At 70.3% G+C, this 23,283-nt stretch carries 19 protein-coding genes; 7 read left to right on the top strand and 12 right to left on the bottom strand.

What is annotated here, in order from left to right:
• Positions 1 to 265: 265 nt before the first annotated feature.
• From DEIPH_RS06640 to metG, 5 genes are all read right to left on the bottom strand, one after another.
• Positions 266 to 1,147, bottom strand: a complete 882-nt coding sequence (locus DEIPH_RS06640) for a DMT family transporter (protein WP_034355946.1) — start codon at positions 1,145 to 1,147, stop codon at positions 266 to 268.
• Positions 1,144 to 1,881: a glucodextranase DOMON-like domain-containing protein gene (locus DEIPH_RS06645; RefSeq protein WP_235183189.1), complete on the bottom strand. Its 738-nt coding sequence runs from the start codon at positions 1,879 to 1,881 to the stop codon at positions 1,144 to 1,146. Before DEIPH_RS06645 ends, DEIPH_RS06640 begins: the two co-directional genes overlap by 4 nt.
• Positions 1,882 to 1,944: 63 nt before the next feature.
• Positions 1,945 to 3,276 carry a gluconeogenesis factor YvcK family protein gene (locus tag DEIPH_RS06650; RefSeq protein ID WP_034355784.1) on the bottom strand — a complete coding sequence of 444 codons (1,332 nt, stop codon included), beginning with the start codon at positions 3,274 to 3,276 and terminating at the stop codon, positions 1,945 to 1,947.
• Positions 3,273 to 4,130, bottom strand: a complete 858-nt coding sequence (gene rapZ / locus DEIPH_RS06655; protein ID WP_034355787.1) for an RNase adapter RapZ — start codon at positions 4,128 to 4,130, stop codon at positions 3,273 to 3,275. Before rapZ ends, DEIPH_RS06650 begins: the two co-directional genes overlap by 4 nt.
• Positions 4,131 to 4,196: 66 nt before the next feature.
• Positions 4,197 to 6,251, bottom strand: coding sequence for a methionine--tRNA ligase (gene metG, locus DEIPH_RS06660; RefSeq protein WP_034355790.1), 2,055 nt, complete (start codon positions 6,249 to 6,251; stop codon positions 4,197 to 4,199).
• 310 nt (positions 6,252 to 6,561) lie between these two features.
• On the opposite strand from metG, the gene DEIPH_RS06665 reads away from it, so the two are divergent.
• The 3 genes from DEIPH_RS06665 (at position 6,562) to DEIPH_RS06675 (ending at position 10,868) form a co-directional block, all read left to right on the top strand.
• The gene (locus tag DEIPH_RS06665) at positions 6,562 to 8,925 is read left to right on the top strand and encodes a glycoside hydrolase family 15 protein (RefSeq protein WP_051517209.1); all 2,364 of its coding nucleotides are present in this window, start codon (positions 6,562 to 6,564) and stop codon (positions 8,923 to 8,925) included.
• 95 nt (positions 8,926 to 9,020) lie between these two features.
• Positions 9,021 to 9,620 (top strand): Holliday junction branch migration protein RuvA, encoded by a 600-nt coding sequence (ruvA, locus tag DEIPH_RS06670; protein ID WP_034355792.1) that lies wholly within the window; start codon positions 9,021 to 9,023, stop codon positions 9,618 to 9,620.
• Entirely contained in the window at positions 9,621 to 10,868 is a 1,248-nt protein-coding gene (locus DEIPH_RS06675) for a low temperature requirement protein A (RefSeq protein WP_034355794.1), read from the top strand.
• Between the two features lie 121 nt (positions 10,869 to 10,989).
• Here the strand turns inward: DEIPH_RS06675 and DEIPH_RS06680 are convergent, their stop codons facing one another.
• Complete coding sequence (locus DEIPH_RS06680) at positions 10,990 to 12,822, bottom strand: hypothetical protein (protein ID WP_034355797.1); 1,833 nt, start codon at positions 12,820 to 12,822, stop codon at positions 10,990 to 10,992.
• A 157-nt stretch (positions 12,823 to 12,979) separates the two neighbouring features.
• On the opposite strand from DEIPH_RS06680, the gene DEIPH_RS06685 reads away from it, so the two are divergent.
• The 4 genes from DEIPH_RS06685 (at position 12,980) to DEIPH_RS20150 (ending at position 16,843) form a co-directional block, all read left to right on the top strand.
• Positions 12,980 to 15,025, top strand: coding sequence for a protein kinase domain-containing protein (locus DEIPH_RS06685; RefSeq protein WP_034355953.1), 2,046 nt, complete (start codon positions 12,980 to 12,982; stop codon positions 15,023 to 15,025).
• Between the two features lie 3 nt (positions 15,026 to 15,028).
• On the top strand, positions 15,029 to 15,295 hold the full coding sequence (locus tag DEIPH_RS06690; RefSeq protein ID WP_034355800.1) for a glutaredoxin family protein: 267 nt from the start codon (positions 15,029 to 15,031) through the stop codon (positions 15,293 to 15,295).
• Between the two features lie 36 nt (positions 15,296 to 15,331).
• Entirely contained in the window at positions 15,332 to 16,294 is a 963-nt protein-coding gene (gene ftsY, locus DEIPH_RS06695; RefSeq protein ID WP_034355803.1) for a signal recognition particle-docking protein FtsY, read from the top strand.
• Between the two features lie 171 nt (positions 16,295 to 16,465).
• Positions 16,466 to 16,843, top strand: a complete 378-nt coding sequence (locus DEIPH_RS20150; protein WP_267134649.1) for a CAP domain-containing protein — start codon at positions 16,466 to 16,468, stop codon at positions 16,841 to 16,843.
• 223 nt (positions 16,844 to 17,066) lie between these two features.
• On the opposite strand, the gene DEIPH_RS06705 is transcribed toward DEIPH_RS20150, so the two are convergent.
• The 6 genes from DEIPH_RS06705 to DEIPH_RS06730 all read right to left on the bottom strand — a co-directional run bounded on the left by DEIPH_RS06705 (position 17,067) and on the right by DEIPH_RS06730 (position 23,277).
• Positions 17,067 to 17,777 (bottom strand): ABC transporter ATP-binding protein, encoded by a 711-nt coding sequence (locus DEIPH_RS06705; RefSeq protein ID WP_034355806.1) that lies wholly within the window; start codon positions 17,775 to 17,777, stop codon positions 17,067 to 17,069.
• Positions 17,778 to 17,855: 78 nt separating this feature from the next.
• Positions 17,856 to 18,641, bottom strand: coding sequence for an ABC transporter ATP-binding protein (locus DEIPH_RS06710; protein ID WP_081790833.1), 786 nt, complete (start codon positions 18,639 to 18,641; stop codon positions 17,856 to 17,858).
• Between the two features lie 5 nt (positions 18,642 to 18,646).
• Positions 18,647 to 19,588 carry a branched-chain amino acid ABC transporter permease gene (locus tag DEIPH_RS06715; protein ID WP_034355814.1) on the bottom strand — a complete coding sequence of 314 codons (942 nt, stop codon included), beginning with the start codon at positions 19,586 to 19,588 and terminating at the stop codon, positions 18,647 to 18,649.
• A gap of 1 nt (position 19,589) precedes the next feature.
• Positions 19,590 to 20,564, bottom strand: a complete 975-nt coding sequence (locus DEIPH_RS06720; RefSeq protein ID WP_034355817.1) for a branched-chain amino acid ABC transporter permease — start codon at positions 20,562 to 20,564, stop codon at positions 19,590 to 19,592.
• 195 nt (positions 20,565 to 20,759) lie between these two features.
• A complete protein-coding gene (locus tag DEIPH_RS06725; protein WP_034355820.1) occupies positions 20,760 to 21,917 on the bottom strand; it encodes an ABC transporter substrate-binding protein in 1,158 nt (385 codons plus the stop codon).
• A 220-nt stretch (positions 21,918 to 22,137) separates the two neighbouring features.
• Positions 22,138 to 23,277, bottom strand: a complete 1,140-nt coding sequence (locus tag DEIPH_RS06730) for an acyl-CoA dehydrogenase family protein (RefSeq protein WP_034355821.1) — start codon at positions 23,275 to 23,277, stop codon at positions 22,138 to 22,140.
• Positions 23,278 to 23,283 lie beyond the last annotated feature (6 nt).

Below are 23,283 nucleotides of genomic sequence, written 5' to 3' on the forward strand. Positions count from 1 at the left end.
TGGGAGTACGGCCTCATACCCCACCTTACGCCTCCGGCAACCTTTCTGCGCCCCGCCCTAGTGGGCCGTCCCCGGGGTGAGAGACTGGCGTGTGGGCGGTTCCCTCCTGTTCCTCCTCTTTTCCCCGGCGGGCGCTGTCCTGCTTGCCCTGCTCATGGGCGTTGTGGCTCTGCTGGGCGTGACGTATCGGGTGCCGCGCTGCTCCTGGGGCTGGCTTCTGCTGATCGGTTGCCCGCTCCTCGCGTTCGGCCCGGTCTCGGTCGCCCTACTCCTGGGCGCGCGCTGAGGCGGGGACCGCCGGGCGTTTCTCCATGCTCAGCAGCAGCGCCGCGCCGATCACCAGCGCGGCCCCACAGAGCGCGGTGGGCGAGAGGCGCTCCCCGAACAGCAGGGCGGCCAGCGCCGCCGCCACCACCGGCTCCAGGCTGGCGATCACGCTGGCGCGCGTGGCGGGCAGGTGCCGCAGGCCCGCGCTGTACGCGAGATAGGCGAGGTAGGTGCTCAGGACCGCGATCCCGGTCAGGCTGCCCCAGGCGGCGGGCGTCTTGGCGCTGAACCCCACGAAGGGCAGCAGCCCCAGCGCCCCGACCGGCAGCGCGACCGCGAACAGGGCCGCCGGGGCGTAACGCGTGAAGTAGGCCTTGCCGTACAGGTAGTACAGGCTGTAGGTGAAGCCGGCAGTCAGGCCCCAGGCCAGCGCCGCGCCGGTCACGCTCACGCCCTGCCCGCCGCCCAGGCTGATCAGGGTGATGCCCGCCAGCGTTCCGGCCACCGCCAGCCCCTCCCGCGCGCCCAGCCGCTCGCGCAGCAGCGCCCAGCCCAGCAGCGCCACGAAGGCCGGGGCGGTGTACAGCAGCACGCTGGCGAGGCTCGCGCCGCCCGCCCGCACCGCCAGCTGGTAGGTGCCGTAGAACACGCTCACGCCCACCACGCCGAAAGCCGCCGTCATCAGCAGGTCCCGCCCACGCGGAAAGGTCGCCCGGGTCGCCGCCGCGTGCAGGGCGAACAGGCCCCCGGCCAGGACCGCCCGCCAGAAGGCCACCTCCAGCGGTCCCACGCCCGCCGACTGCGCGTTCTTGCCCAGGATGCCCAGCAGGCCCCACAGCACGGCGGCCAGCAGGATCAGCAGAGGCGCGGGGACCCTCATGGGCCGCGCCGCCACAGGATGACGGTTGCCACGACCACCAGCAGGAGGCCCAGGCCACCCAGCGCCACCAGGACCAGGGTGCGGTGGTCGCGCGTCTGCCCGACGGGTGCGAGCGTGCCCTGGGTGTAGGGCGACCCTTCCCCGGACGGCAGCAGCACGTCCACCGGCACCGGGGCGTCGGCCCGGCCCGCCTGGAGATTGGTGGGGCCGGGCGTGGTCCCGGGGCGCAGCACCCCATCCGCCGTGAGCGGTGAGTACACGCTGCTGGTGACCCAGTAGGCGTACTCGCCGGGCGGAATGGCCGCGTCGACCACCAGGCTGGTGCCCTCCACGCGCACGGTCGGGGCCGGGAGCGGCAGGGGTGTTCCGCCGCCTTCCGGCACCTGCTCCAGCGTGCTGCCGAAGCCGGTCACACGCAGGTGGTAGTCCCAGCCGCCGCCCGACGTGTTCAGCCGCAGGCCGTCCAGGGTCCGCTGCCCCCCCAGGCTGCTGCCCACGAAGATGTCGGTTACGCCCGCCGAGAAGCCCCCCGGCGCGTCCCAGGGGTTCTCGATGCGGCCCAGCCCCACCGTGAAGCGCATCCCCGCGCCCTGCGGCGCGGCCTGGAAACTCCGCAGGTCCAGCGCGTCCTCACTGACGGCGGGCCGGGTGGGCAGCACGTACCCGCCGTCTCCCCGCGCGTCCCCCGCAGGATCGGAAAAGGACAGGAGCGCGGCGGTGAGAAGCGTCAGCACGCGCGCCAGCATAGCGGCTGACCGCGAAGGGTGAACAGGGGAGAAGCTGGCCCGCCCCCCCGTTCAGTTCCCCGTGCGGGGGCGGGCGAACAGGTTCAGCAGGGCCAGGGCCAGGGCTTCCGGGTCGTGGCGGGCCGTTTCCCCGGCTTGCAACAGCGGGGCGCTGCGGACCCGGCTGCGCAGGTCCCGGCTCGCGCCCTGTAGGTTCAGGACCTGCGCCCCCTCGGCGGCGTAGCGGGCCTGCACCTCCGGCGGAATGGTCTTGCTGTTCAGCAGGACGCCGTCGGGCGTGCGGCCCAGGTGGGTGCTGATGGCGGCCACGTGGTCTTCCAGGCTGAGGCCGGTGGTCTCGCCGGGTTCGGTCATCAGGCTGGCGACGTACACGACGGGCACCGCCGAATCGCGCAGCGCCCGCGCGATGCCGGGCACCAGCAGCGCCGGAATGATGCTGGTAAACAGGCTGCCCGGTCCCAGCACGATCAGTTCCGCGTCCCGGATGGCGTCCAGCACGGCGGGCAGCGCGGGCAGGTCCGGGGGTTCCAGCCGCACGCTCTCGACCCGCGCCGCACCGACCTGGCGGGCCAGTTCGCTCTCGCCGCGCACCTCCCGCCCGTCCGAGAGCCGGGCCACCAGCGTGGTGGGCGTGGTCGTGGCCGGAAAGACCTGCCCGCGCACCCGCAGCACCTCGTGAACGTCGCGCATCGCCCCTTGCAGCCCGCCCTGTTCCTCGCTGAGGGTGGCGAGCAGCAGATTGCCGAAGGTGTGCCCCTCCAGCCCCTCCCCGCGCCCGAAGCGGTGCAGCAGCAGCCGGGCCAGCACCGGGCTGTCCGAGAGCGCCGCGTAGCAGTCGGTCAGGTCGCCGGGGGCGATCATGTCCAGCGATTCGCGCAGCCGCCCGCTGGAGCCGCCGTCGTCCGCGACCGTCACGATGGCGGTAATGTTGCCGGTGTGGGTCTTCAGGCCGGTCAGCAGGTTCGACAGGCCGGTGCCGCCCCCGACCGCCACGATCCGCGCGCCGCGTGAGAGGGCGCGGCGCGAATAGATCACGTCCACCGCCGTTTCGGGCGCGGTGCCGGTCGAGCGCAGCATCGAGCGGTTCAGCATCACGATGCTCAGGAACGCGCCCGCCAGCGCCAGCGCCATGACGAACATGCCCCCCGCGTACAGCGGCATGACGTTCGGCTCGGTCAGCGCGTTCAGCCACAGAATCCAGCGGGTCGCCACGAAGTGCAGCGGCCCCGTCCAGGTGAAGTGCAAAAAGCCCACCGCGCCGATCAGGGTACACAGCACGAACAGCAGCAGCCAGCGTTTCACGCCCATCCCCGGCGTGAGCCACATCCGGGCGCGGCGGCGTGCCCGTCCGGCCTCCGCCCAGCCGCGCGGCAGGTCGCTCATCCGCCCACGTCCGGTTGCGGGGCGGGAGGCTGCATATCGCGGTGGTCGGCCACCTGCGTGCCCAGGTCCGCCAGATCCTGCTCCAGCCGCGCGGCGACCGCCACCGAGCGGTGTTGCCCGCCCGTGCAGCCGATCGCCACCGTGTACCCGTGCCGCCCCGACGCCTGCGCCCGCTCGGCGGCGGTCCGCACGAAGTCCCGCACCTCTCCGTAGAACTGTTCGGAGGCCGGGTCGCGGAACACGTACCCCGCCACGTCGGCCTCCAGCCCGGTCCGGGGGCGCAGCGCCGGGTCGTAGTAGGGGTTGGGCAGCGAGCGCACGTCGATCACCAGGTCGGCGTCGCGTGGCGGGGCGTGCTTGAAGCCGAAACTCAGCAGCCGCAGGTGGAAGTCCTGTTCCAGCCGCAGGGTCTGAAGCACCCGTTGCGACAGGTCCGCCGCGCTGAGGCTGGTCGTGTCGATCACGATGTCGGCCAGGGCGCGCAGGGGGGCCAGCAGGTCACGCTCACGGGCAAAGTCCACCATCAGCGTCTCGCCCAGGGGATGCTCGCGGCGCGTCAGGTTGTAGCGGCGCAGCAGCACTTCCGAGTCCGCCTCCAGAAACAGCACCCGCAGGTCCTCGCGGCGGCGCGAGAGCCGCAGGTAACTGTCCTCCAGCGCCCCCAGAAAGTCCCGCGTGCGCGCGTCCGTGCTGACCGCCACCCGCTCCAGCCCGCGCGCCTGCGCCAGGTCGTGCATCGCCCCCCACAGCTCGGGCGGCAGGTTGTCGGTGATGAAAAAGCCCGCGTCCTCCAGCGTGCGCAGCGCAGTACTCTTTCCACTCCCCGACAACCCCGAGACGATCACGAACGGCATGGGGGCAGTGTAGCGGGGCGGGGGAGGCCGTGCGCGGTGAGGGCCGTCCCTTTCCCGCCCCCCCGCTTACCTGACCTTCGTCCCGCTCGGCAGGTCCAGCCGCGTGCCGACCAGATCGAGGTTCCCCTGATCGTCCTCGGCGGCCAGGATCATGCCCTGCGACTCGATGCCGCGCAGTTTGGCGGGCTTGAGGTTGACCACCAGAATCACCTTGCGGCCCACCAGGTCCTCCGGCGCGAACCACTTGCGGATGCCGCTGACCACCGTGCGCGTTTCCTCGCCCAGCCGCACCGTCAGCTTCAGCAGCTTGTCGGCCTTTTCGACCGCCTCGGCGGCGACCACTTCCGCGATGCGCAGGTCCACGCGGGCGAAGTCGTCGATGGAGATCAGCGGTTCGGTCGCGGCGGGCGTGTCCGTGGGCGTGGGGGCGGGCTTCGGCTCGGGGGCCGGGCTGTTCTGGGTCATGGCTTTCTTCTCCTTCTTGGGGGCGGGCGGGGTGGGGGCCTGCGCCGCTTCTTTCTGTTCGGGTTGGGTGAGTTCAGGCCTGGGCCGCTCTGGTTTGGGCCGCTCTGGTTTAGGAAAGAGGATCGGGCCGCCCACCACCCGTGTCCCGGCGGGCGTGAGGCCCCAGGCCCCGGTCAGGCTGTACGACTGTCCCCCCAGGCCGAGCTGCGCGCGCAGTTCGCGGGCCTTGCCGGGAATGACGGCTTCCAGGGCCACGCTGGCGACCCGCAGCCCCTCGGCGGCGGTGTACAGCACGGTATCGAGCCGCCGCGCCGTGTCCTCCGACTTGGCGAGGTTCCAGGGCGCGCTTTCCGCGATGTAGCGGTTGAGGTCGCGCACGAAGTTCATGGCCGCCTCGATCGCCATGTTCACCTTCAGGTCACGCGCCAGCCGCAAGACTTCACCGGGCAGGGCCAGCGCCGCCGCCTCGATCTGGTGTTCGCGTTCGCTGGGGTCGTGGGCCTGGGGCAGCACACCGCCCCGGTACTTCTGGATCATGCTGATGGTCCGCGAGAGCAGGTTGCCCAGGTCGTTCGCCAGGTCGGAGTTCAGGCGCGACACCAGGATGCCCTCGCCGTAAGGGCTGTCGGCGCTGAGGGTGGCCTCGCGCAGCAGGGTATAGCGGACCGCGTCCACCGGATACTCGCGCACGAGCTGCTCGGGGTCCAGGGCGTTGCCCAGAGACTTGCCCATCTTGCGCCCGTCCTCCGCCAGGATGTGGCTGTGCACCACCAGCTTGCGGTAGACCGGCAGGCCCGCCGCCCTGAGCATGGTCGGCCAGAACACCGCGTGCGGCTTGAGGATGTCCTTGCCGATCACGTGCCACGCCGTCCCGATGACGGCCTCGCTCTCGCCCCGGCTGACCGGCGCGGACACGTAGTTCAGCAGCGCGTCGAACCACACGTAGGTCACGTGGTCGGGGTCCCAGGGCAGCTCGATGCCCCAGGGCACGCGCGACTTGGGGCGGCTGATGCTCAGCGGCCCGATGGGTTCCCGGAGCATCTCCAGCACTTCGTTGCGGTACCCGGCGGGCTGGATGAAGTCGGGGTTCTGCTCGATGTGCGCGCGCAGCCAGTCCTGGTACTTCTCCATCTTGAAAAAGTAGTTGGCTTCGCGCCGCAGCTCGGGCGGGTCCTTGTCGCCGGGATAGCGGCGCACGCCGTCAGCGCCCTCGACCAGTTCCTTCTCGGTCACGTAGCGTTCGGCCCCGACCGAATACAGGCCCTCGTATTCCGCGAAGTAGATGTCGCCCGAGTCGTACACCCGCTGGAGAATCTCGGTCACGAAGCGCTTGTGGCGCCCTTCCGTGGTGCGGATAAAGTCGTCGTAGCTGATCTCCAGCCGGTCCCACAGGCTCCTGAAAGCGTTGTCGCTGAGATTGTCCGCAAAGGTCTGGGGCGTGACGCCTTCCTGCGCGGCGAGCTTCACGATGCGCTCGCCATGTTCGTCGGTCCCGGTCAGAAAGGTCACGTCGTACCCGGCCAGGCGGTGATACCGCGCCAGCGCGTCGGCCAGCACCTTCTCGTAGACGTGCCCGACATGGGGTGGCCCGGTCAGGTAGTCGATGGCGGTGGTAATAAAGAACTCTTTGTGGTCGGACTCAGGCGGTCTCGTCATGCGCGGCTCCCCGCCCGGTGGCTGTCCCTGATGAGAGGATGACCGGGCAACTTCCCAAAGATACGGAAAAAATCACGTGCCCCCCAAAAGCAGCTGAGACAAGGGCCTGGCACAAGGGGAGGCGGGGTGCCCTGCCTCAGACACCCCGCCGCTCCTGATCCGGTCAGGCGCGCGGGGGCATTCGCATCATCACGGCGGGGGTGATGGTCATGCGCCCAGTGTACGGCGTGGAGGAGCCGCAGGGCGCGTAGACTCGCGGCAGGCATCCCGACCCGTCAGCCCTGTCACCGCCCCATGAAGGAGAGGCCGCATGAGTGATGTCCCCGCCCAACCCCTTCCAGAGCCGCCCCTCCCGGACCAGCACCTGGCTCCCGGCGCCCCCGGCCTGCCGCCCACCTGGACCAGCAGCGACAAGGACTTCGTGACCACGGCGCTCGGCGGCGCGTCCCGGCTGTGGGCGACCGGCGGACACGGGATGATCAACGAGGTGTACTGGCCGTCCACCGGGCAGCCCCAGATCCGCGACCTGAACTTTTACCTGATCGGAGAGTCGGGGTGGGTGGATCTCAAGCGGGTGCAGCAGTATGTGTTTTCCAGGCCCAAACCGTACTTGCCGCTCCCGACCATCCTGCACCGGGGCGAGGACTACCAGCTCGCGCTGGAGGTGGTGCCCGACCCCAGCCGCGACGTGCTGCTGGTCCGCTACGCCCTGACGGGGCCTTACCGGCTGGCCGTGGTGCTGGCCCCCCACCTGACCTCCACCGGGCATGACAACGCCGCCTGGGTGGAGGGCCAACGGCTGCTGGCGGTGTCCGGCGACCGGGCACTGGCGCTGCTGGCGAGCGGGCCGATGAACCACCTCAGCGCCGGGTACGTGGGCTTCTCGGACGGGTGGCAGGACCTGAACGCGCACGGCCGCCTGACCTGGAGCTACCTGCGCGCGGAGAACGGCAACGTGGCCCTCAGCGCCGAGCTTCAGGAGCCTTCGGGGCTACTGGCGCTGGGCTTCGCGGAGAATGTGACGGGGGCGCAGGGCCTGGCGCGTGCCAGCCTGGCGGAAGGGGACGAGGTGGCCCGCCGCGCCTTCCTGCACGCCTGGGAAGCCTGGGGCAGCGCGCTGAAACTGGGCGGTCCCAGTCCCGAGCTGGACGCGGAGGCGCTGCTCAGCGCGACGGTCCTCAAGATTCACGAGGACCGCGCCTATCCGGGGGCGCTGGTCGCCAGCCTCAGCATTCCCTGGGGCAACAGCACCGACACGCTGGGCGGCTACCACCTGGTCTGGCCGCGCGACGCGACCCTGGCGGCCTTCGCCCTGATCGCCTGCAACCAGCGCGAGGACGCCCGGCGGGTGCTGGCGGGCTTCATCGCCAACCAGCAGCCCGACGGCCACTGGCTCCAGAACTACTACCCCGACGGCCAGGGCTTCTGGCACGGCATCCAGCTCGACGAGACGGCCTTTCCGGTGCTGCTGGCCGCCAAGCTGCGCGAGGAGGGCGAGCCGGAACTGGAAGGCACCCGCGATATGGTGCGCCGGGCGCTGGCCTTCGTGGCCCGCACCGGCCCCACCAGCGACCAGGACCGCTGGGAGGAGAACCGGGGCGTCAATCCCTTTACGTTGGCGGTCGCCATCGCCGCCCTCGTGGCGGGGTCGGGCTGGCTGGAGGAGAACGAACGCCACTACGCCCTCGATCTGGCCGACGACTGGAACGAGCGGTTGGAGAGCCTCTGCTACGTCACCGGCACGCCGCTGTGCCGCGAGCTGAACGTGCAGGGCTACTACGTGCGGCTGGCCCCCCCCGACCGCGACGGCGACCTGACCGGACAGGTGACGCTGCAAAACCGCCAGGGGCAGACCGTGGAGGCGTCCGCGCTGGTCAGCCTGGACTTCTCCTACCTGCCGCGTCTGGGGCTGCGGTCGGCGCTCGACCCCCGCATCCGCGACACCGTGAAGGTGGTGGACCATGTGCTGGCGCAGGAGCTGCCGACCGGCATCTTCTACCACCGCTACAACGACGACGGCTACGGCGAACACGCCGACGGTTCTCCTTACGACGGGCACGGCATCGGGCGGCTGTGGCCGCTGCTGAGCGGCGAACGCGGCCACCTGGCCCTCCAGGCGGGCGAGGACCCCCGGCCCTACCTCGAAACGCTGCTGCGCTGCTCCAGCCCCGGCGGCCTGCTGCCCGAGCAGGTCTGGGACGGCCCCCCCGTTCCCGAACGCGGCCTCTTTCCGGGCCGCCCCAACGGCAGCGCGATGCCGCTGCTGTGGGCGCACGCCGAGTTCCTGAAGCTGCTGCACGCCGCCCAGACGGGCCGCCCCGCCGAACTGCTGCGCGAGGTCGAGAACCGCTACGCCGAGCCGCTGCCCGCCGAGGCCCGCCACTGGCGCCCCGCCGCACCCGTCCCGCAACTCGAACCGGGCCGCCTGCTGCTGATCGAGGACGAGAGGCCGTTTACCCTCCACTTCGGCTTCGACGGCTGGCAGGACCCGCAGGACCGCCAGGCGCTGCCCCTGCCGTTCGGCCTGTGGGGCGTGACCTTCAGCCCCACCGAACTGGACACCCACCACGTCCTGAACTTCACCCGCCGCACCGCCGCCGGGTGGGAAGGGCAGGACCACCAGATTCGTCTGGGGCAGAGCGAGGCCACGTCTCTCCCCGAGCGGCGCGGCTGAGTGGTAGGGCTGACCGGTGGGGGCTGCGGGAGGCCCGGTGAGAATCGGGCGCCATGGCCCCTTCCCCCCGCAGCCGGCCCTCTAGAATCCGGGGCGTGATTGCCTACCTGAGTGGCGTGGTGCGCGAGGTGCGCGAGGCGAGCGCCGTGATTGTCGCCGGGGGCGTGGGCTACGAGGTCTTCTGCCCCGCCTCCACCCTGGGCCGCCTCGCCGTGGGCCAGCCCGCCGAACTGAACACCCGCCATATCGTCCGCGAGGACGCCCAGCTGCTGTTCGGCTTTCTGGATGCGGACAGCCTGCGCCTCTTCGACCTGCTGACCGGCGTGAGCGGCGTCGGCCCGAAGCTGGCACTCAGCCTGCTGTCCGCGGTGCCCGTCAGCGCGGTCGCGCAGGGCCTCCTGACCGGTGACGTGAAGCTGCTCTCCAGCGTCTCCGGCGTGGGCAAGAAGACCGCCGAGCGGCTGGTGCTGGAACTCCAGAACAAGGTGCCCGAACATCTGGCGGCGGGCGCGCCGGGGGGCGGGGGCCGGGCCGCCCCGGTCGTCAGCACGGCGGGGCGCGACGCGGTCGAGGCGCTGCTGGCCCTGGGCTTCCGCGAACCCCAGGTGCGCGGCGTGGTGGCCGAGCTGCTGGCTGCCGATCCGGACCAGAGCGCCGACGCCCTGATTCGCAAGGGCCTGGGGAAACTGCGCTAGATGACGCGCGGCCAGCCTGACGCCGTCAATCTGGAAGACAGCGGCCCCCTGTCCATGCCCCCCGGCCCGCCTGACCTGGGCGGACAGGACGAGCAGCGGGTCACCTGGCTGGAACTTTTCTTCGACCTGATTTTCGTGGTGGCCTTCGACCAGCTCGCCAAGCGGCTGGGGGACACGCCCAGCGGGGCGAATATCGGGATCTTCCTGCTGCTGTTCACTGCCGTCTGGTGGGCCTGGGCGGGCAACACCACCTTTGCCGCCCGGCATGGCAACGGCGGGCGCACGTACCGCTGGGGCACGCTGCTGCAACTGCTGACGCTGGGCATCCTCGCCCTGACCGAGCGCGGCGATCTGGACCAGACGGGGCGGGTCTTCGCGCTGGCCTTCGCGGCCAACCGCCTGGTGCTGGTCGGGATGCACCTGCTTCTCCTGCGCCGTGATCCGGGCAGCGCCGCTTTCACCCGCCCCACCGCGGCCGGGTACGGCGTGGCCGCCCTGATCTGGCTGGGCAGCGCGCTGCTGACGGGGCCGGCGCAACTGGTGGCCTGGGGCGCGGCGCTGACCACCGACCTGCTCACGCCGCTGCTGATCCGGCGGCGGCACGGCGCGGCCCTGCCCCACCAGGAACATCTGCCCGAGCGGGTCGGCCTCCTCCAGATCATCGCGCTGGGCGGCATCGTGACCGAGGTGGTCACGGGCGGGCGGCAACGCGACCTGACCTGGGAGGCGCTGGCACCGGCCCTGTTCGCGCTGCTCGCGGCCCTGGCCCTCTGGCGGCTGTACTTCGATCAGGCCCGCGCACTGCCCGTGCTGCACGCCCACCGCGCGGGGCGCGTCGGCGCGTTCCTCACCTGGATGTATGGGCACCTCCCCTTTACCCTCGGCATCGTGATGCTCGGCGTGGGGCTGGGGCACGGCATCAGCGACACCGAGAACGCCCGCGACGCCGTGAACCGCCAGCTCGTCGCCTGGCCGCTGGCCGGTGCCCTGCTGACCCTCGCGCTGCTGCGCTGGAATGCGCTGCGTCTCACGGCGCGCCGCTCCCGGCTGGACCGCAGCCTGCTGGCGCTGGGCACGGGGGTGCTGCTCGCGGCGGCCCTGGCCTTCAGCGGCCTCGGCACCTTTCCCCTGCACGGGGCGGTCGCGGCCCTGACGCTGGGCCTCGCGCTGATCGTCGCCACCGACCCCGCCACCCGGCGTCTGGGGCGGCTGGAAGAGCATCTGGGCGGAAGCGGCTCAACCCTGTAGGCGCGTGGGCCTGCGCCGGCGGCCCTTCACGATGGGGGCGAAGCAGAGCGCATGAACGGGGAAGCGCGTCGGGGACATTTTCCCTCCTGAGCTGTCCTTTGGGCCAATGTTCCGGGCGGCTCTAGGCGGGGGGCGTGGCCGTATCCGCTGTCCGGACCTCGGCGGCGGCCAGCCAGCGGCCCTGGCGGACCAGCAGGAGGTGGGCGCCGGGCACGCGCAGCACCAGCAGGTCCGCCAGCGGCACCGGGGGCTGACCGGGCAGCAGAACGGCCAGGCTGCCCTGGTCGTCCCGCAGGGTCAGGGCGCGGCCCCGGGCTTGCAGCGTCACCGGGTCGTCCCCCAGGGTCACGCTCACGAAACGGCCGTCGCCGGGCAACTCCAGCTGCGTGATGGGATACGGTTCGGGCAGACGCTCCGGGATAAAGGTGGCCGCGTGCAGCGCCTCGTGCAGGGCCTGGGCACGCGGCGTCGGCAGGCCGAGGGCCGCCGCACTGGCGCTGAGCGCCGCCGCGACCTCGGCGGGCGTCAGGCGGGAGAGGCGGGTGGTCAGCGCCCCCACGCCCCGGCGCGCAAAGGCCAGCAGGGTGTCGGGGTCCGCCGCCGCATATTTCGCGGCGCTGGCCGGCCCGAGCGCCGCCGCGTCCACCGGTTCACCTTGCAGCGCCTGGGCGGCGGCCCGGGCCAGACGCAGGTTCGCATACTGCCCTTCCGGGTCGAGCAGCCGCGCGGCGGCGCGGGCCTGCGCCGCCAGCCGGCCGAGCTGTTCGGCGGGGCGCTCCCCGGCCTGGAGCAGCAGGTACGCGCCGCTCAGGGCCAGGCGCAGGGGCAGGTGGGGCGTGTTCAGCGTCAGCACCCGCTCGGCGGCGGGCAGGCCCGGGCGCAGCAGGACCACCTGTTTCTGCCCGTCCGGCCCCTCCACCAGCATCTGCCAGTTCGGCTCCTGCGCGCTGTCCTGCCTGTTCGGGCCGACGGGTTGCCAGCGGAAGTCCAGGCCGCGCCAGCGGGCCGCCTCGCCCCCCGCCAGGTGGATGACCAGCTCGCTCGCCGCGTCGTCCGGGGCGGGGAGAGCGGCGGAGGCGGCCCCGGCATACAGGATGCTGTGGGCCAGCGTCACGCCCAGGCCAGGGCCGGGCGCATCTTCCAGCAGCGTCTCCAGCGTCTGCTGCAACTGGCGCGCGGCCTCGCGGATGGCGGGCCGTTCGCGCGGGTCGCGGTTCTCTTGCGGGTACGGCGCGCGCAGGGCCTGCACCAGCGCCTCCCGCGCCTCCGGGGCGAGAGGTTCACGCCCGGCGGCCTGAATCCGGGCGGCCAGCACGTCCGCGTCCGCGTGGCGGGGAAAGGGAGCCTCCTGAACGGCCCCCAGCGCCCCCAGAAAGCGCGCCCGGCCTTCGGGGGTCAGCAGGCGCTCGGCCAGGGCCAGCATCAGGTCGCGGACCACCTCGGGGTCGTGCAGGGACACCAGGGAGTCGCCCACCGGGGGCACCGCCAGCGCCGGCGTGACGCCCCGCGCGTCCCGGTCGGCGTTCTCGACGGCCGTATACAGCACCCGCAGCGACAGGCGTTCCGGTTGCGTCTGGAGGGTGCGGCCCAGGTGCAGCAGCCGCGTCCGCAGGTCCGCAAACCACACCAGCCGCTGCACCTCCTCCCAGGCGCGGGCCTCCGGCGTGCTGCCGGGCGCGGGTGCCGTCCAGGTGGCCCGGGCCGCCGGCGGTGGGGGAGGGGGGGGGAGAGACCTGGACACCGGCCCCCCTTCCTCCCGCGCCCGCTTCAGGTGGGTGCGGTACTGGCGGTCGGTGTCCAGCAGGCGGCGGGACAGGGCCGGTTCCAGCGGCGCGGCGAACAGCACGTCGCGCAGGTACGCCAGCGACCCCCGCCCCCCGCGCGGCAGGCGGCCTTCCAGGGCGTCCGCCACCCTGTACTCGTACAGCTCCACGAGTTCCGCCCAGTAGGTCACGGAAGTCAGTATAGGCAAGGCCCACTGGGGGCATGCCCCAGGCTGTCAGCTTCCGGGCAGAGGGGTCCGCTATAACTTAGGAGCGCATGCCTGTCCCCCCCGCCCCCTGCTGGTCCTGGCCGCCCCCCTCGCCCGGAGGCAGGCCGTGAGTGTCCTGCTGAATGTGCTGCTGCTGGCCGCGCTGTTCGTGGTGGGGCTGCTGCTCACGGTGCGGGCCAGCGAGCGGACCCTCAGCGCCCTGGTGAGCGTGCTGTCGCTGGCCCTCGCCGCGCTGCTCGCCGTGCTGGCGCTCCAGGGCGGCAACCTCGACCGCGCGCAGGGGGTGCTGGTGGTCGTCGCCGTGTTGCTGGGGAGCGCGGCCTTTGTGCTGGGCACCCTGCCACTGCCGGGCCAGGGGCTGGGCGGTTTCCTGGGGCGCGGGGCAAAACCCGTGCGGGTGCAGCGGACCGCCCCGCCCCGGCCGGCCTCGCCCACGCCGACCGTGCCGGACCTGCGCTTTCAGGACTACGAGGTGCAGGGCCGTATCGGCGTGGGCGGGATGGGCAGCGTGTACCGGGCGCGGCGCAAGCTCGACGGGCGCACCGTGGCCCTCAAGGTTCCGCAGGAGAAGTACCTGGCGGACGCCAAGTTCGTCAAACGCTTCTACCGGGAGGCCGAGGTGCTCAAGCGCTTCAACCACCCCAACATCGTGCGGGTGTACGACTACCGGATGCAGGACCCCGAGCATTACATCGCGATGGAGTTCCTCGACGGCGAGAGCCTGGAGGCCCTGCTCGAAGACCGCCGCCTGCCCTTTGCCGAGGGGGCCCAGGTGCTCCGCGCCCTGGCCGACGCCCTGCGGCACATCCATATGCAGAACGTGGTCCACCGCGACATCAAGCCCGCCAACGTGATGGTGCTCAAGGGGGCCTTCGTGGACGGGCAACTGCGCGAGGGCGGCGTCAAGCTGATGGATTTCGGCATCGCGGTCGGGCGGGTCCTGACCCGGCTCACCATGACGGGCGCGCGGGTCGGCACACCGATCTATATGGCCCCCGAACAGGCCAAGGGGCACCGGGTGGACGCCCGCAGCGACGTGTATTCGCTGGGGCTGCTGGCCTACGAACTCGTGACCGGCGAGACCGCCTTCCGGGGCAGTTACGAGGCGGTGGTGCATCAGCAGGTCTTCGAGGCCCCCAAGCCGCCCAAGCAGGTGAACATCGAGGTGCCCGGACGCCTCAGCGACCTGATCCTGAACATGATCGAAAAGGACCCCGCCGCCCGCCCCACCCTCGACGAGGTGATCGCCCGCCTGGACGCCGGGGTGCTGACCGACGAGGTGTTCGACGACCCCGTGGCGCTGGCCCTCAGCGTGGGCGAGAAGCGCGCGGCCCTGCGCCTGCTGGACCTGCAAGGCAAGCTGCGCCTGGGGCTGCGGAACCTGTCGGGGGCCGAAGGCGGGCTGCCCAGCGTGCCGAATGCGCTGGCCGGTGATCCCGAAGGCAACCTGTATCTCACGCTGCTGGAGTTCCGGCAGGGCAAGGCGGGGGCGCTGGTCCGCAAGCTGGCCCCCGACGGGCGGGAAGTCGCCTCGTTCGGAAGCTACGGCCTGGGTGAGGGCGAACTGCTGCAACCGGTCAGCATCGCGGTGTCGCAGGGGCACGTGTACGTTCTCGATGCCGAGGCGCACCACGTCGTCGTGTATGACGCCCAGGGCCACTTCGTGCGGCGGTTCGGGGGACGCGGGCAGGGCCTGGGCCGCTTCGAGAAGCCGCGCGCCATCGTCGCCGCGCCGGACGGCCAGATCTACATCCTCGACAGCGGCAACAAGGAGGTGCAGCGCTTCACCCCGCAGGGCGAGTACCTCAGCCGCTACGCCTTTCGCCTCGACCGCAACAGCGAGGCCCTGCGTGACCTCGACGGGCTGGGGGTGGACGCTTCGGGTACGGTCTACATCGTGGACAGCGTGGCCCGCAAAGTCCGCCGGATCGAGGCGGACGGCACGCCCGGCCCGACCTTTGCCCTGGAAACGCTGGTGGGCGAGCCGGAGGGTGCCCCCTGGCTTCTCCAGATCAGCGCCGACGGCCAGGTCTATGCGGTGCGGCAGGGCGGACAGGTGCTGCGGACCTACAACGCGGCGGGCGACCTGCTGACCTCGCGCGACATGTACGCGCCCGTCCACGCCATGACCCTGGTCGCCCGCCCCACGCCGGTCGGTGCCTGAGCCGTGAGCCGCCTGCCCACGCTGACCCTCTATACCCGCCTGGGCTGCCACCTGTGCGAGCAGGCCGAGTCCGGGTTGCGGGCGCTGGACTACCGCTACGAGGCGGTGAATATTGACCTCGATCCCGTTCTGAAGGCCCGGTACGGCCACGACGTGCCGGTGCTGGCCCTCGGAGACCGGGTGCTGCTCAAGGGCGTGCTGGGCCGGGGCCGCCTGAGTGCGCTCAAGCTGCAATTGCTGCGGGAAGTGCAGGCGAACGGGACACCCTGACCGTTCCCCCGTCCCGGCGGACGCTATGGTGGGAGCATGAGTTGGCTAGAGCGCCTGCGGGACGGGCTGAGCAAGACCCGCAAGCAACTGAATGACACCGCCGGGAACCTCGGCACCGACCTCAAAGACACCTTCACCCGCCTGGACTCCGTCGAAGACCTGGAGTACGCCCTGATTGCCGCCGACGTGGGCCGCACGGCGACCGAAGAAATCCTGGAGGATGTCCGCGCCAGCCGCCAGCCGAACCTCCAGCAGGCCCTGATGGAGGCCCTGACCCTCCAGCTCGAACCCGACGCCCGCCGCGCACAGTTTCGCAAGCTGGGCTTCTCGCCCGACGCGCGCCGCACCGTGGTGGACCCCAAAGGCCACGTCGTTATGGTGATCGGCGTGAACGGCGTCGGGAAAACCACCACCATCGCCAAGCTGGGCCAGTACTACATGGGCCGGGGCCGCAGCGTGATGTTCGCCGCCGGGGACACCTTCCGCGCGGCGGCGGGCGCGCAGCTCGGCGTGTGGGGCGAGCGGCTGGGCGTGCCCGTCGTGCAGGGGCCGGAGGGGGGCGACCCTGCCGCCGTGGCGTTCGACGCCGCTTCCGCCCGCGCCGCCCGCGGGACCGACCTGCTGTTCGTGGACACCGCCGGACGCCTCCACACCAAGCACAACCTGATGGAGGAGCTGAAAAAGGTGCGCCGCGTGATCGACAAGGCCGACCCCGGCGAACCCACCGAGGTGTGGTTGGTCCTCGACGCCGTCACCGGACAAAACGGCCTCGCGCAGGCCAAGAAGTTCCACGAGGCCACCCCCCTGACCGGCGTGATCGTCACCAAGCTCGACGGCACGGCCAAAGGCGGCATCCTGGTGCCCATCGTCCGCGAACTCGGCGTGCCGATCAAGTTCATCGGCGTGGGCGAGCAGGCGGACGACCTGCAACCCTTCGACAGCCAGGACTTCGTCCGGGCACTGTTCGACGTGGAGATTCCCCGCAGCCAGCCGGGCTGAGCGGGGGCGGCGGGGCTGCGCGTGAGGCGCGTGTCAGAGCTAGGCCGTTGGATCTCAGGCGGTTGCTCCTGCGAGGCGCCGCACAAAGGACTCCCCATGCGTCTTGCCCTGCCCCTGCTGATTCTCGGAACCATGGCCCTGACCGCCTGCAACACGGCAGCCCACGTTCCGATGCGGACGACCAGACCAGGAGCGTCGAGGAAGCCCAGGTCCTGGCGCTCGTCAACGAGGACGAGGCCCGCGCGCAGCCCCGCACATGTGGCGGCATGCCGCCGATATGGCAGTCCACGCCTTGATCACGTGAACCCCGAGGGCCAGGGGGTTCGGGAGCGGGCCGAGGCGGCCAGCTACACCGGTTGGCAGGAACTGGGCAAGAACCTCGCGGCTGGAGCCGCCACGCCCGCAGAAGCCGTTCAGGACTGGCTGGACAGCCCCGGCCACTGCCAGACCCTGATGGACCCGAAGTTCAGGGAACTGGGTGTCGGGTCCGTGGCGGCTCCCGGCAGCCCTTATGCCCGCTCCTGGGTCCAGAACTTCGGCACGCGCTGACGCTGGCCGTGAGACACGGAGAAGGGGCGGTTCCTCCCGTGGGGCGCCCCCTTTTCTTCCCCTGTTGATACGGCTTCCATCTGTAACGCTCACAAACCGGGCGAGCGCCGGTTGGTTCATGCCATGCCTGGAACCCGTTTTTCTCCTTCTCGCTCTGCTTCGCAGCTTTGCAAGGCCGCCCGGATTTCAGGTTGACGGGTAAACCTTTCTATCGGAATCCGTATTACCCCCCCAGATAGGCGTGCAACACGCGCTCGTCGTTCACCAGCCGGGCGCTGTCGCCTTCCAGGGTCAGCTGCCCGGCTTCCAGCACGTAGGTCCGGTGGCTGCGCTGCATGGCGAGGCGGGCATTTTGCTCGACCAGCAGGATGGTGGTGCCGCCCGCGTTCAGCTCCCCGATGATGTCGAAGATTTCCCGCACGATGATCGGCGCGAGGCCCAGCGAGGGTTCATCGAGCAGCAGCAGCCGGGGACGGCTCATCAGGGCGCGGGCAATCGCCAGCATCTGCTGTTCGCCGCCCGACAGGGTGCCGGCCAGCTGGTTGCGGCGCTCGCCCAGGCGGGGAAAGCGCCCGTACATGCGCCCGATGTCCGCCCGCACCTCGCCCATGTCCCTGCGGGTGTACGCGCCGAGTTCCAGATTGTCCTGAATGCTCTGCCGCGCCAGCACCTGCCGGCCCTCGGGACTCTGCGCCACGCCGAGCCGCACGGCCTCGTCGGGGGCCACGCGGGTGATGTCCCGGCCCGCGAACACGATGCGGCCCTCGCGCGGGCGCAGCATCCGCGACACGGCCCGCAGCGTGGTCGTCTTGCCCGCCCCGTTCGCGCCGATCAGGGTGACCACCTCACCTTCCTCGACCTTCAGGCTCAGGCCGCGCACCGCCTGAACGCCGCCGTAATTCACGCTCAGGTTCTCGATTTCCAGCAGCGCCACGCTAGGCCGCCTTTCCCGCCCGGCGGGCGTTCATGTCGGGGGTCTTGTCAGAAAGCAGTAAGACGGAGGGCGGCACCTTCACTCGCCCCCCAGGTAGGCCTCGATCACCTTCGGGTCGCGCTGCACCGCCGCCGGGTCACCCACCGCGATCAGCTGCCCGAAGTTCAGCACCGCCACCCGGTCGCACAGGTCCATCACCAGCGGGACGTGGTGTTCGATCACCAGCACCGTCAGGTCGAAGCGCGCCCGCACCTCGCGGATAAAGGCCGTCAGCTGGCCCTTCTCGGCGGTGTTCATGCCCGCCGCCGGTTCATCGAGCAGCAGCACGCGCGGCTCGGTGGCCAGCGCCCGGGCGATTTCCAGCCGCCGCTGGTCGCCGTAGCTGAAGTTCCCCGCGCTCTCCCCGGCCCGGTCGGCCAGGCCCACCAGGTCCAGCAGCGCCCAGGCTTGGTCCTCCACCCGCCGCTCCTCCGCCCGCGAGGTGCCGAAGACGCCTGCCCACAGCCCGGCCCGGGTGCGGACATGCTGCGCGATCTTCACGTTTTCCAGCGCCGAGAGCGCCCGGAACAGCCGGATATTCTGGAAGGTGCGGCTGATGCCCAGCGCGGCGATGCGGTGCGGCGCGAGGCCGGTCACCTTCTGGCCCCGGTAGGCCAGCGTCCCGCTGCTCGGCGGCGTCAGGCCGGTCATCAGGTTAAAGAGGGTGGTTTTGCCCGCCCCGTTCGGCCCGATCAGCCCGAAGATTTCCCCCTCGCGCACGTCGAACGACACGTCGTTCACGGCCACCAGGCCCCCGAAGCGCCGGGTCAGGCCGCGCGCCTCCAGCACGGTTCCCCGTTCGACAGTGCCGCGCTCGGTAGTCACGGCGGTCACGAGCCGCCTCCCGGCGCTTCCACCACGACCGGGACGGACGGCGGACGGCGGGGCGGCGGCGGACGGCGCACCCCTCCCAGCGCCCCCACGATGCCCTGCGGCAGATACAGGCTCGCCACGACCAGCACCAGCCCGTTGATGACCAGCCGCCAGTCGGCCAGGAAGCGCAGCAGCTCCGGCACGGCGGTCAGGAGTGCGCCGCCCACCACCGGCCCCCAGATGTTGCGCGAGCCGCCGATCAGCACGAAGGCCAGAATGGCGATGGAGGCGTCGAAGGTGCCCTGCTTGGCGTTCCAGGTGTTCAGGAAGGGCGCACTCATCGCCCCCACGAGGCCCGCCAGCACCGCGCCGATCACGAAGGCCAGCACCTTGTAATGCGTCGGCGGCACGCCCATCGCGTCAGCGGCCAGCTCGTCCTCGCGGATGGCGCGGAAGGCCCGACCGACCCGCGAGCGTTCCAGTTGCCGCGCGAACAGCAGCGTCAGGATCAGCAGCGGCCCGAACAACCAGATGTACTGCCAGCGGTCCTGGAAACCGAACGCCTGCGGAATCCCGAAGATGCCGATGGCGCCGCCCGTAATGGAGAGGTTCAGGCTGATGACCCGCAGAATCTCGATAAAGGCGATGGTCGCCAGCGCCAGATAAATGCCGCGCAGCCGCAGCGCGGGCACGCCCACGATCAGCCCCAGCACCCCGCAGATCAGCGCCGCCGCCAGCCACGTCAGCGGGAACATGCCGTTGCCCAGCGCGTCCCGCCAGCCCGCGAAGGCCGGATTCGTCAGCAGGATCGCCGCGACGTACCCGCCCACCGCGTAGAAGCCCGGACTCGCCAGGCTGAGCTGCCCCGCCTGAAGGGGGAAATAGAGGCTGAGGCCCAGCAGCCCCGCCTGCACCATCGTGACGATCAGGAAACCGTACTGCCCGAGGAAGTCGCCCACGTTACACCTTCTGAATCTGGGCGCGGCCCAGCAGCCCCTGGGGCCGCACGAGGAGAATCACGAACAGCAGCGCGAAGGCCACCGCGTCCTTGTAGGCGCTGTACTGCGCGGGCACGAACGCCTCGGCCAGCCCGATCACCAGGCCGCCGACCACCGCGCCCGGGATGCTGCCCAGGCCGCCCAGCACGATCACCGCCAGCCCCTTGAGGCCGTAGGAGACGCCGAAATACGGCCCCGCCACCCCAAAGGCCGTGCCGACCAGCGTGCCTGCCAGACCGCCCAGAAAGCCCGACAGAAAAAAGGTGATCAGAATGAAGCGGTCCACGCTGATACCCAGCAGGCTGGCCGTGCCGGGATTCTCCGCGACGGCCCGCAGCGCCTTGCCCACCCGGGTGCGCCCGATCACGTAGCCCAGCAGGGCCAGCATCACCAGGCTGACCGCGAAGATGATCAGCTGCACGGTGCGGATAATCACGACCTTCTCGCCGATATGAAAACTCAGCGCGGGCCGCACCTGCCCGTAGGCGTCCGACGGAAAGTTGTAGATCTCGGCCCCGACCAGCAGCTGAATCAGGTTCACGACCACCAGCGCCACGCCCAGGCTGCTCACCAGCGCCAGCAGCGGATCGCCCCCGCGTGACCGCATCGGGCGGAAGGCCAGGCGCTCGATCAGCACCGCGACCAGTCCCGCGACCGCCGCGCCGATCAGCGTCGCCAGCGCAAAGAGCCAGGGGTTTCCCGAAAAGGGCGACCCGTCCGGAAACAGGTTGATGCCCTTCAGGAGGCCGTTGTTCTCGAACTGCCCGACCACCAGCGTGTAGGTGAAGTACGCGCCGAGCGTAAAGACCGCCCCGTGCGCGAAATTGATGATGCCCAGGATCGAGAACACCAGCGTGTAGCCCAGCGCAAAGATCGCGTAGACGCTGCCGATCGCCAGGCCGTTCATCAGGTTCTGAATAAGTTGACTCAGTTCCATAGATTGGGTTCCGCGGCTTCCTTTGCTGTGCAAGAGGCTTTCAGGCGTCAGCCGCCAGCTCTCAGCTTTGTTCCTGCTGACGGCTGACGGCTGACCGTTTCTCCGGCTTCCGTTGTTTCCTTCTCGCCCTGCTCCGCAGCTTTGCAGGTCCGCTTGGCCTGAACAGGGAGCAGAACTACTCAGGCGAAGTCGGTCTTACTTCAGAAAGACGAACGTGCCGGTCTTGGCGTCCTTCATTCTGATCTGCGCGACGTAGAAGTCCTTTTGCAGGATCTCGCCTTCCTTGTCGAAGCGCAGTTCGCCCAGCGGCGTGTTGTACTTCCCGGCCAGAATCTGCTTGTTCAGGGCCGCGCGCAGCTCGTCCAGGTCCCACTGGGCCAGCTTCTTCTTGCGGTCCAGGACCCTGAGGGCGTCGGTCATGACCTGCACGCCCGCGTAGGCCTGGGCGGCGAACTGGGGCGGGTCTTTCTTGTACTGCGCACGGTATTCCTTCACGAACAGCTGGTTGGCGGCGCTGGGCTGCGCGGGGCTGTACGCCTGCGCGATAATCACGCCGTCGCAGTACTTCTGGCAGACCGGGAAGATGTTGGAGGTGTTCAGGCCGTTGCCGCCCACGATCAGCCCCTTGTAGCCCAGCTGCCGGAGCTGCTTGACCAGGTTGCCGCCGTCCGCCGCCAGGCCGGAGAGGATCACCAGATCCACGTCCGCGTTCAGCACCGCCGTGACCTGCGTGGTGAAGTCGGTGTCGGTCGTCTGGAACTTCTGCACGGTGGCGACACTGATGCCCTGATCCTTGGCCGCCTTCTGGAAAGCCTCGGTCTCGCTGACCGAGAAGGCGTCGTTCTGCGCGTACAGGACGGCGGCCTTCTTGATCTTGGGATCGAGTTTCATGGCCTGCCGCACGGCGTTCGGCGCGACCACCGCGATGGGGGCCGACACGCGCGCCACGTAGTCCCCGATCTGCGGAATGCCCTTGGCCGTGTTGCTCGGCCCCAGCACCGGCACCCTGGCGCGCTCGGCGATGGGATCGGCGGCGAAGGCCTGTTGCGAGAGCGTCGGCCCCACGATGCCCACCACGTTCGACTTGGTGATCAGGTTCTGGAACGCGTTGATGGCGCTGTTCTCGTCGCCCGCCGCGTCCTGGAACACCAGTTTGATCGGCGTGCCGCCAATGCCGCCGTGGGCGTTGATGTGCTTCTCGGCCAGCCGCGCCCCGATCACCTGTTCCTGCCCCAACAGCGCCGTGTTGCTGGTCTGCGCCAGCGCCACGCCGATGGGGACGGGCGTCTGGACTTTTTCCGCAGAGACGCTGGCGATCAGGGCCAGCGCGATGGTCAAAGCTGCTCGGTTCATGCTTGTTCCTCCCAGGATGAGGGGCGTCTCCAGCCCAAAAAAGGCTGCGTGGGTTTGAAGCCGGTGAGGCCGCGTTTTGATTGCGCACACTATCCGGTGGAGGGCGGGGGAAGTCAAGCCGGATTCGTCGTGGCCGCTGGGCAGAGAGCCATGCAAAAAGCACCGGGTCGCCCCGATGCTTCCTCGTCTCCCCGCGCCGCCCGCCGCCTGCGGCAGAGCCTTATTTGAGCAACTGGCGGCTGATGACCACGCGCTGAATCTCGTTGGTGCCCTCGTAGATCTGGTTGAGCTTCACGTCGCGCAGCAGCTTCTCGACCGGGTACTCGCCCACGTAGCCGTAGCCGCCGTGGACCTGAATGGCCTCGTTCGCGGCGTCGAAGGCCATTTCCGAGCAGTAGGCCTTGGCGATCGCGCTCTCGAAGCCGTGGGGCTGGCCCTGGTCCACCAGCCAGGCGGCCTTCCAGTACATCAGGCGGCCCGTCTCGATGCCCATCGCCATCTCGGCCAGCTTGAACTGGATCGCCTGGAACTGGGCAATCGGTTTGCCGAACGCCTCGCGCTGCTTGGCGTACTTCACACTCTCGTCCAGCGCCCGCCGGGCCACGCCCACCGATCCGGCCGCCACCGGAATGCGGGTCTTGTCGAGCGTCTTCATGGCGATCTTGAAGCCGTCGCCCAGGCCGCCCAGCTGGTTTTCCTTCGGCACCCGCACGTTCTCGAAGACCAGTTCGCTGGTCAGGCTGGCGCGCTGGCCCATCTTGTGCTTGATCTTGTTGTAGGAAAAGCCGGGCGCGTCCTTGGGCACCACCAGCGCCACCGTCGCCCGGTGGCCCCCCTGGCGGTCCGTGGTGGCAAAGACCACTGTGACCTCGGCCACGCCGCCGTTGCTGATCCACATCTTGGTGCCGTTAATGACCCACTCGTCGCCGTCGAGGACAGCGGTGGTGTGCATCGCGGCGGCGTCGGAGCCGTTGTTCGGCTCGCTCAGCGCAAAGGCGGCCAGCGCAGGTTTCTCGGTCAGCGGCGTCAGGAAGCGCTGCTGCTGCTCCTCGGTGCCGCCCACCAGAATCGGCGTGATGCCCAGTTCGGAGGCCATCAGGACCGTGTAGATGCCCATGCAGCCGTAGGCCAGTTCTTCCCCGATCAGGCACTCGTCGAGCATCCCCAGGCCCAGGCCGCCCGCGTGTTCAGGGATGGAGGCGTTCAGCAGGCCGACCTCGAAGGCCTTCTCGATCACCGGCCAGGGCAGTTCTTCTTTCTGGTCGTACTCGGCGGCCACCGGAATGATTTCCTTGCGCGTGAAGTCGCGCGCGAGCTGCTGAAGCTGCTTCTGTTCGTCGGTCAGGGTGAACTCGATCATGGGAAG

Source organism: Deinococcus phoenicis, from assembly GCF_000599865.1.
GTDB classification, from domain to species: domain Bacteria; phylum Deinococcota; class Deinococci; order Deinococcales; family Deinococcaceae; genus Deinococcus; species Deinococcus phoenicis.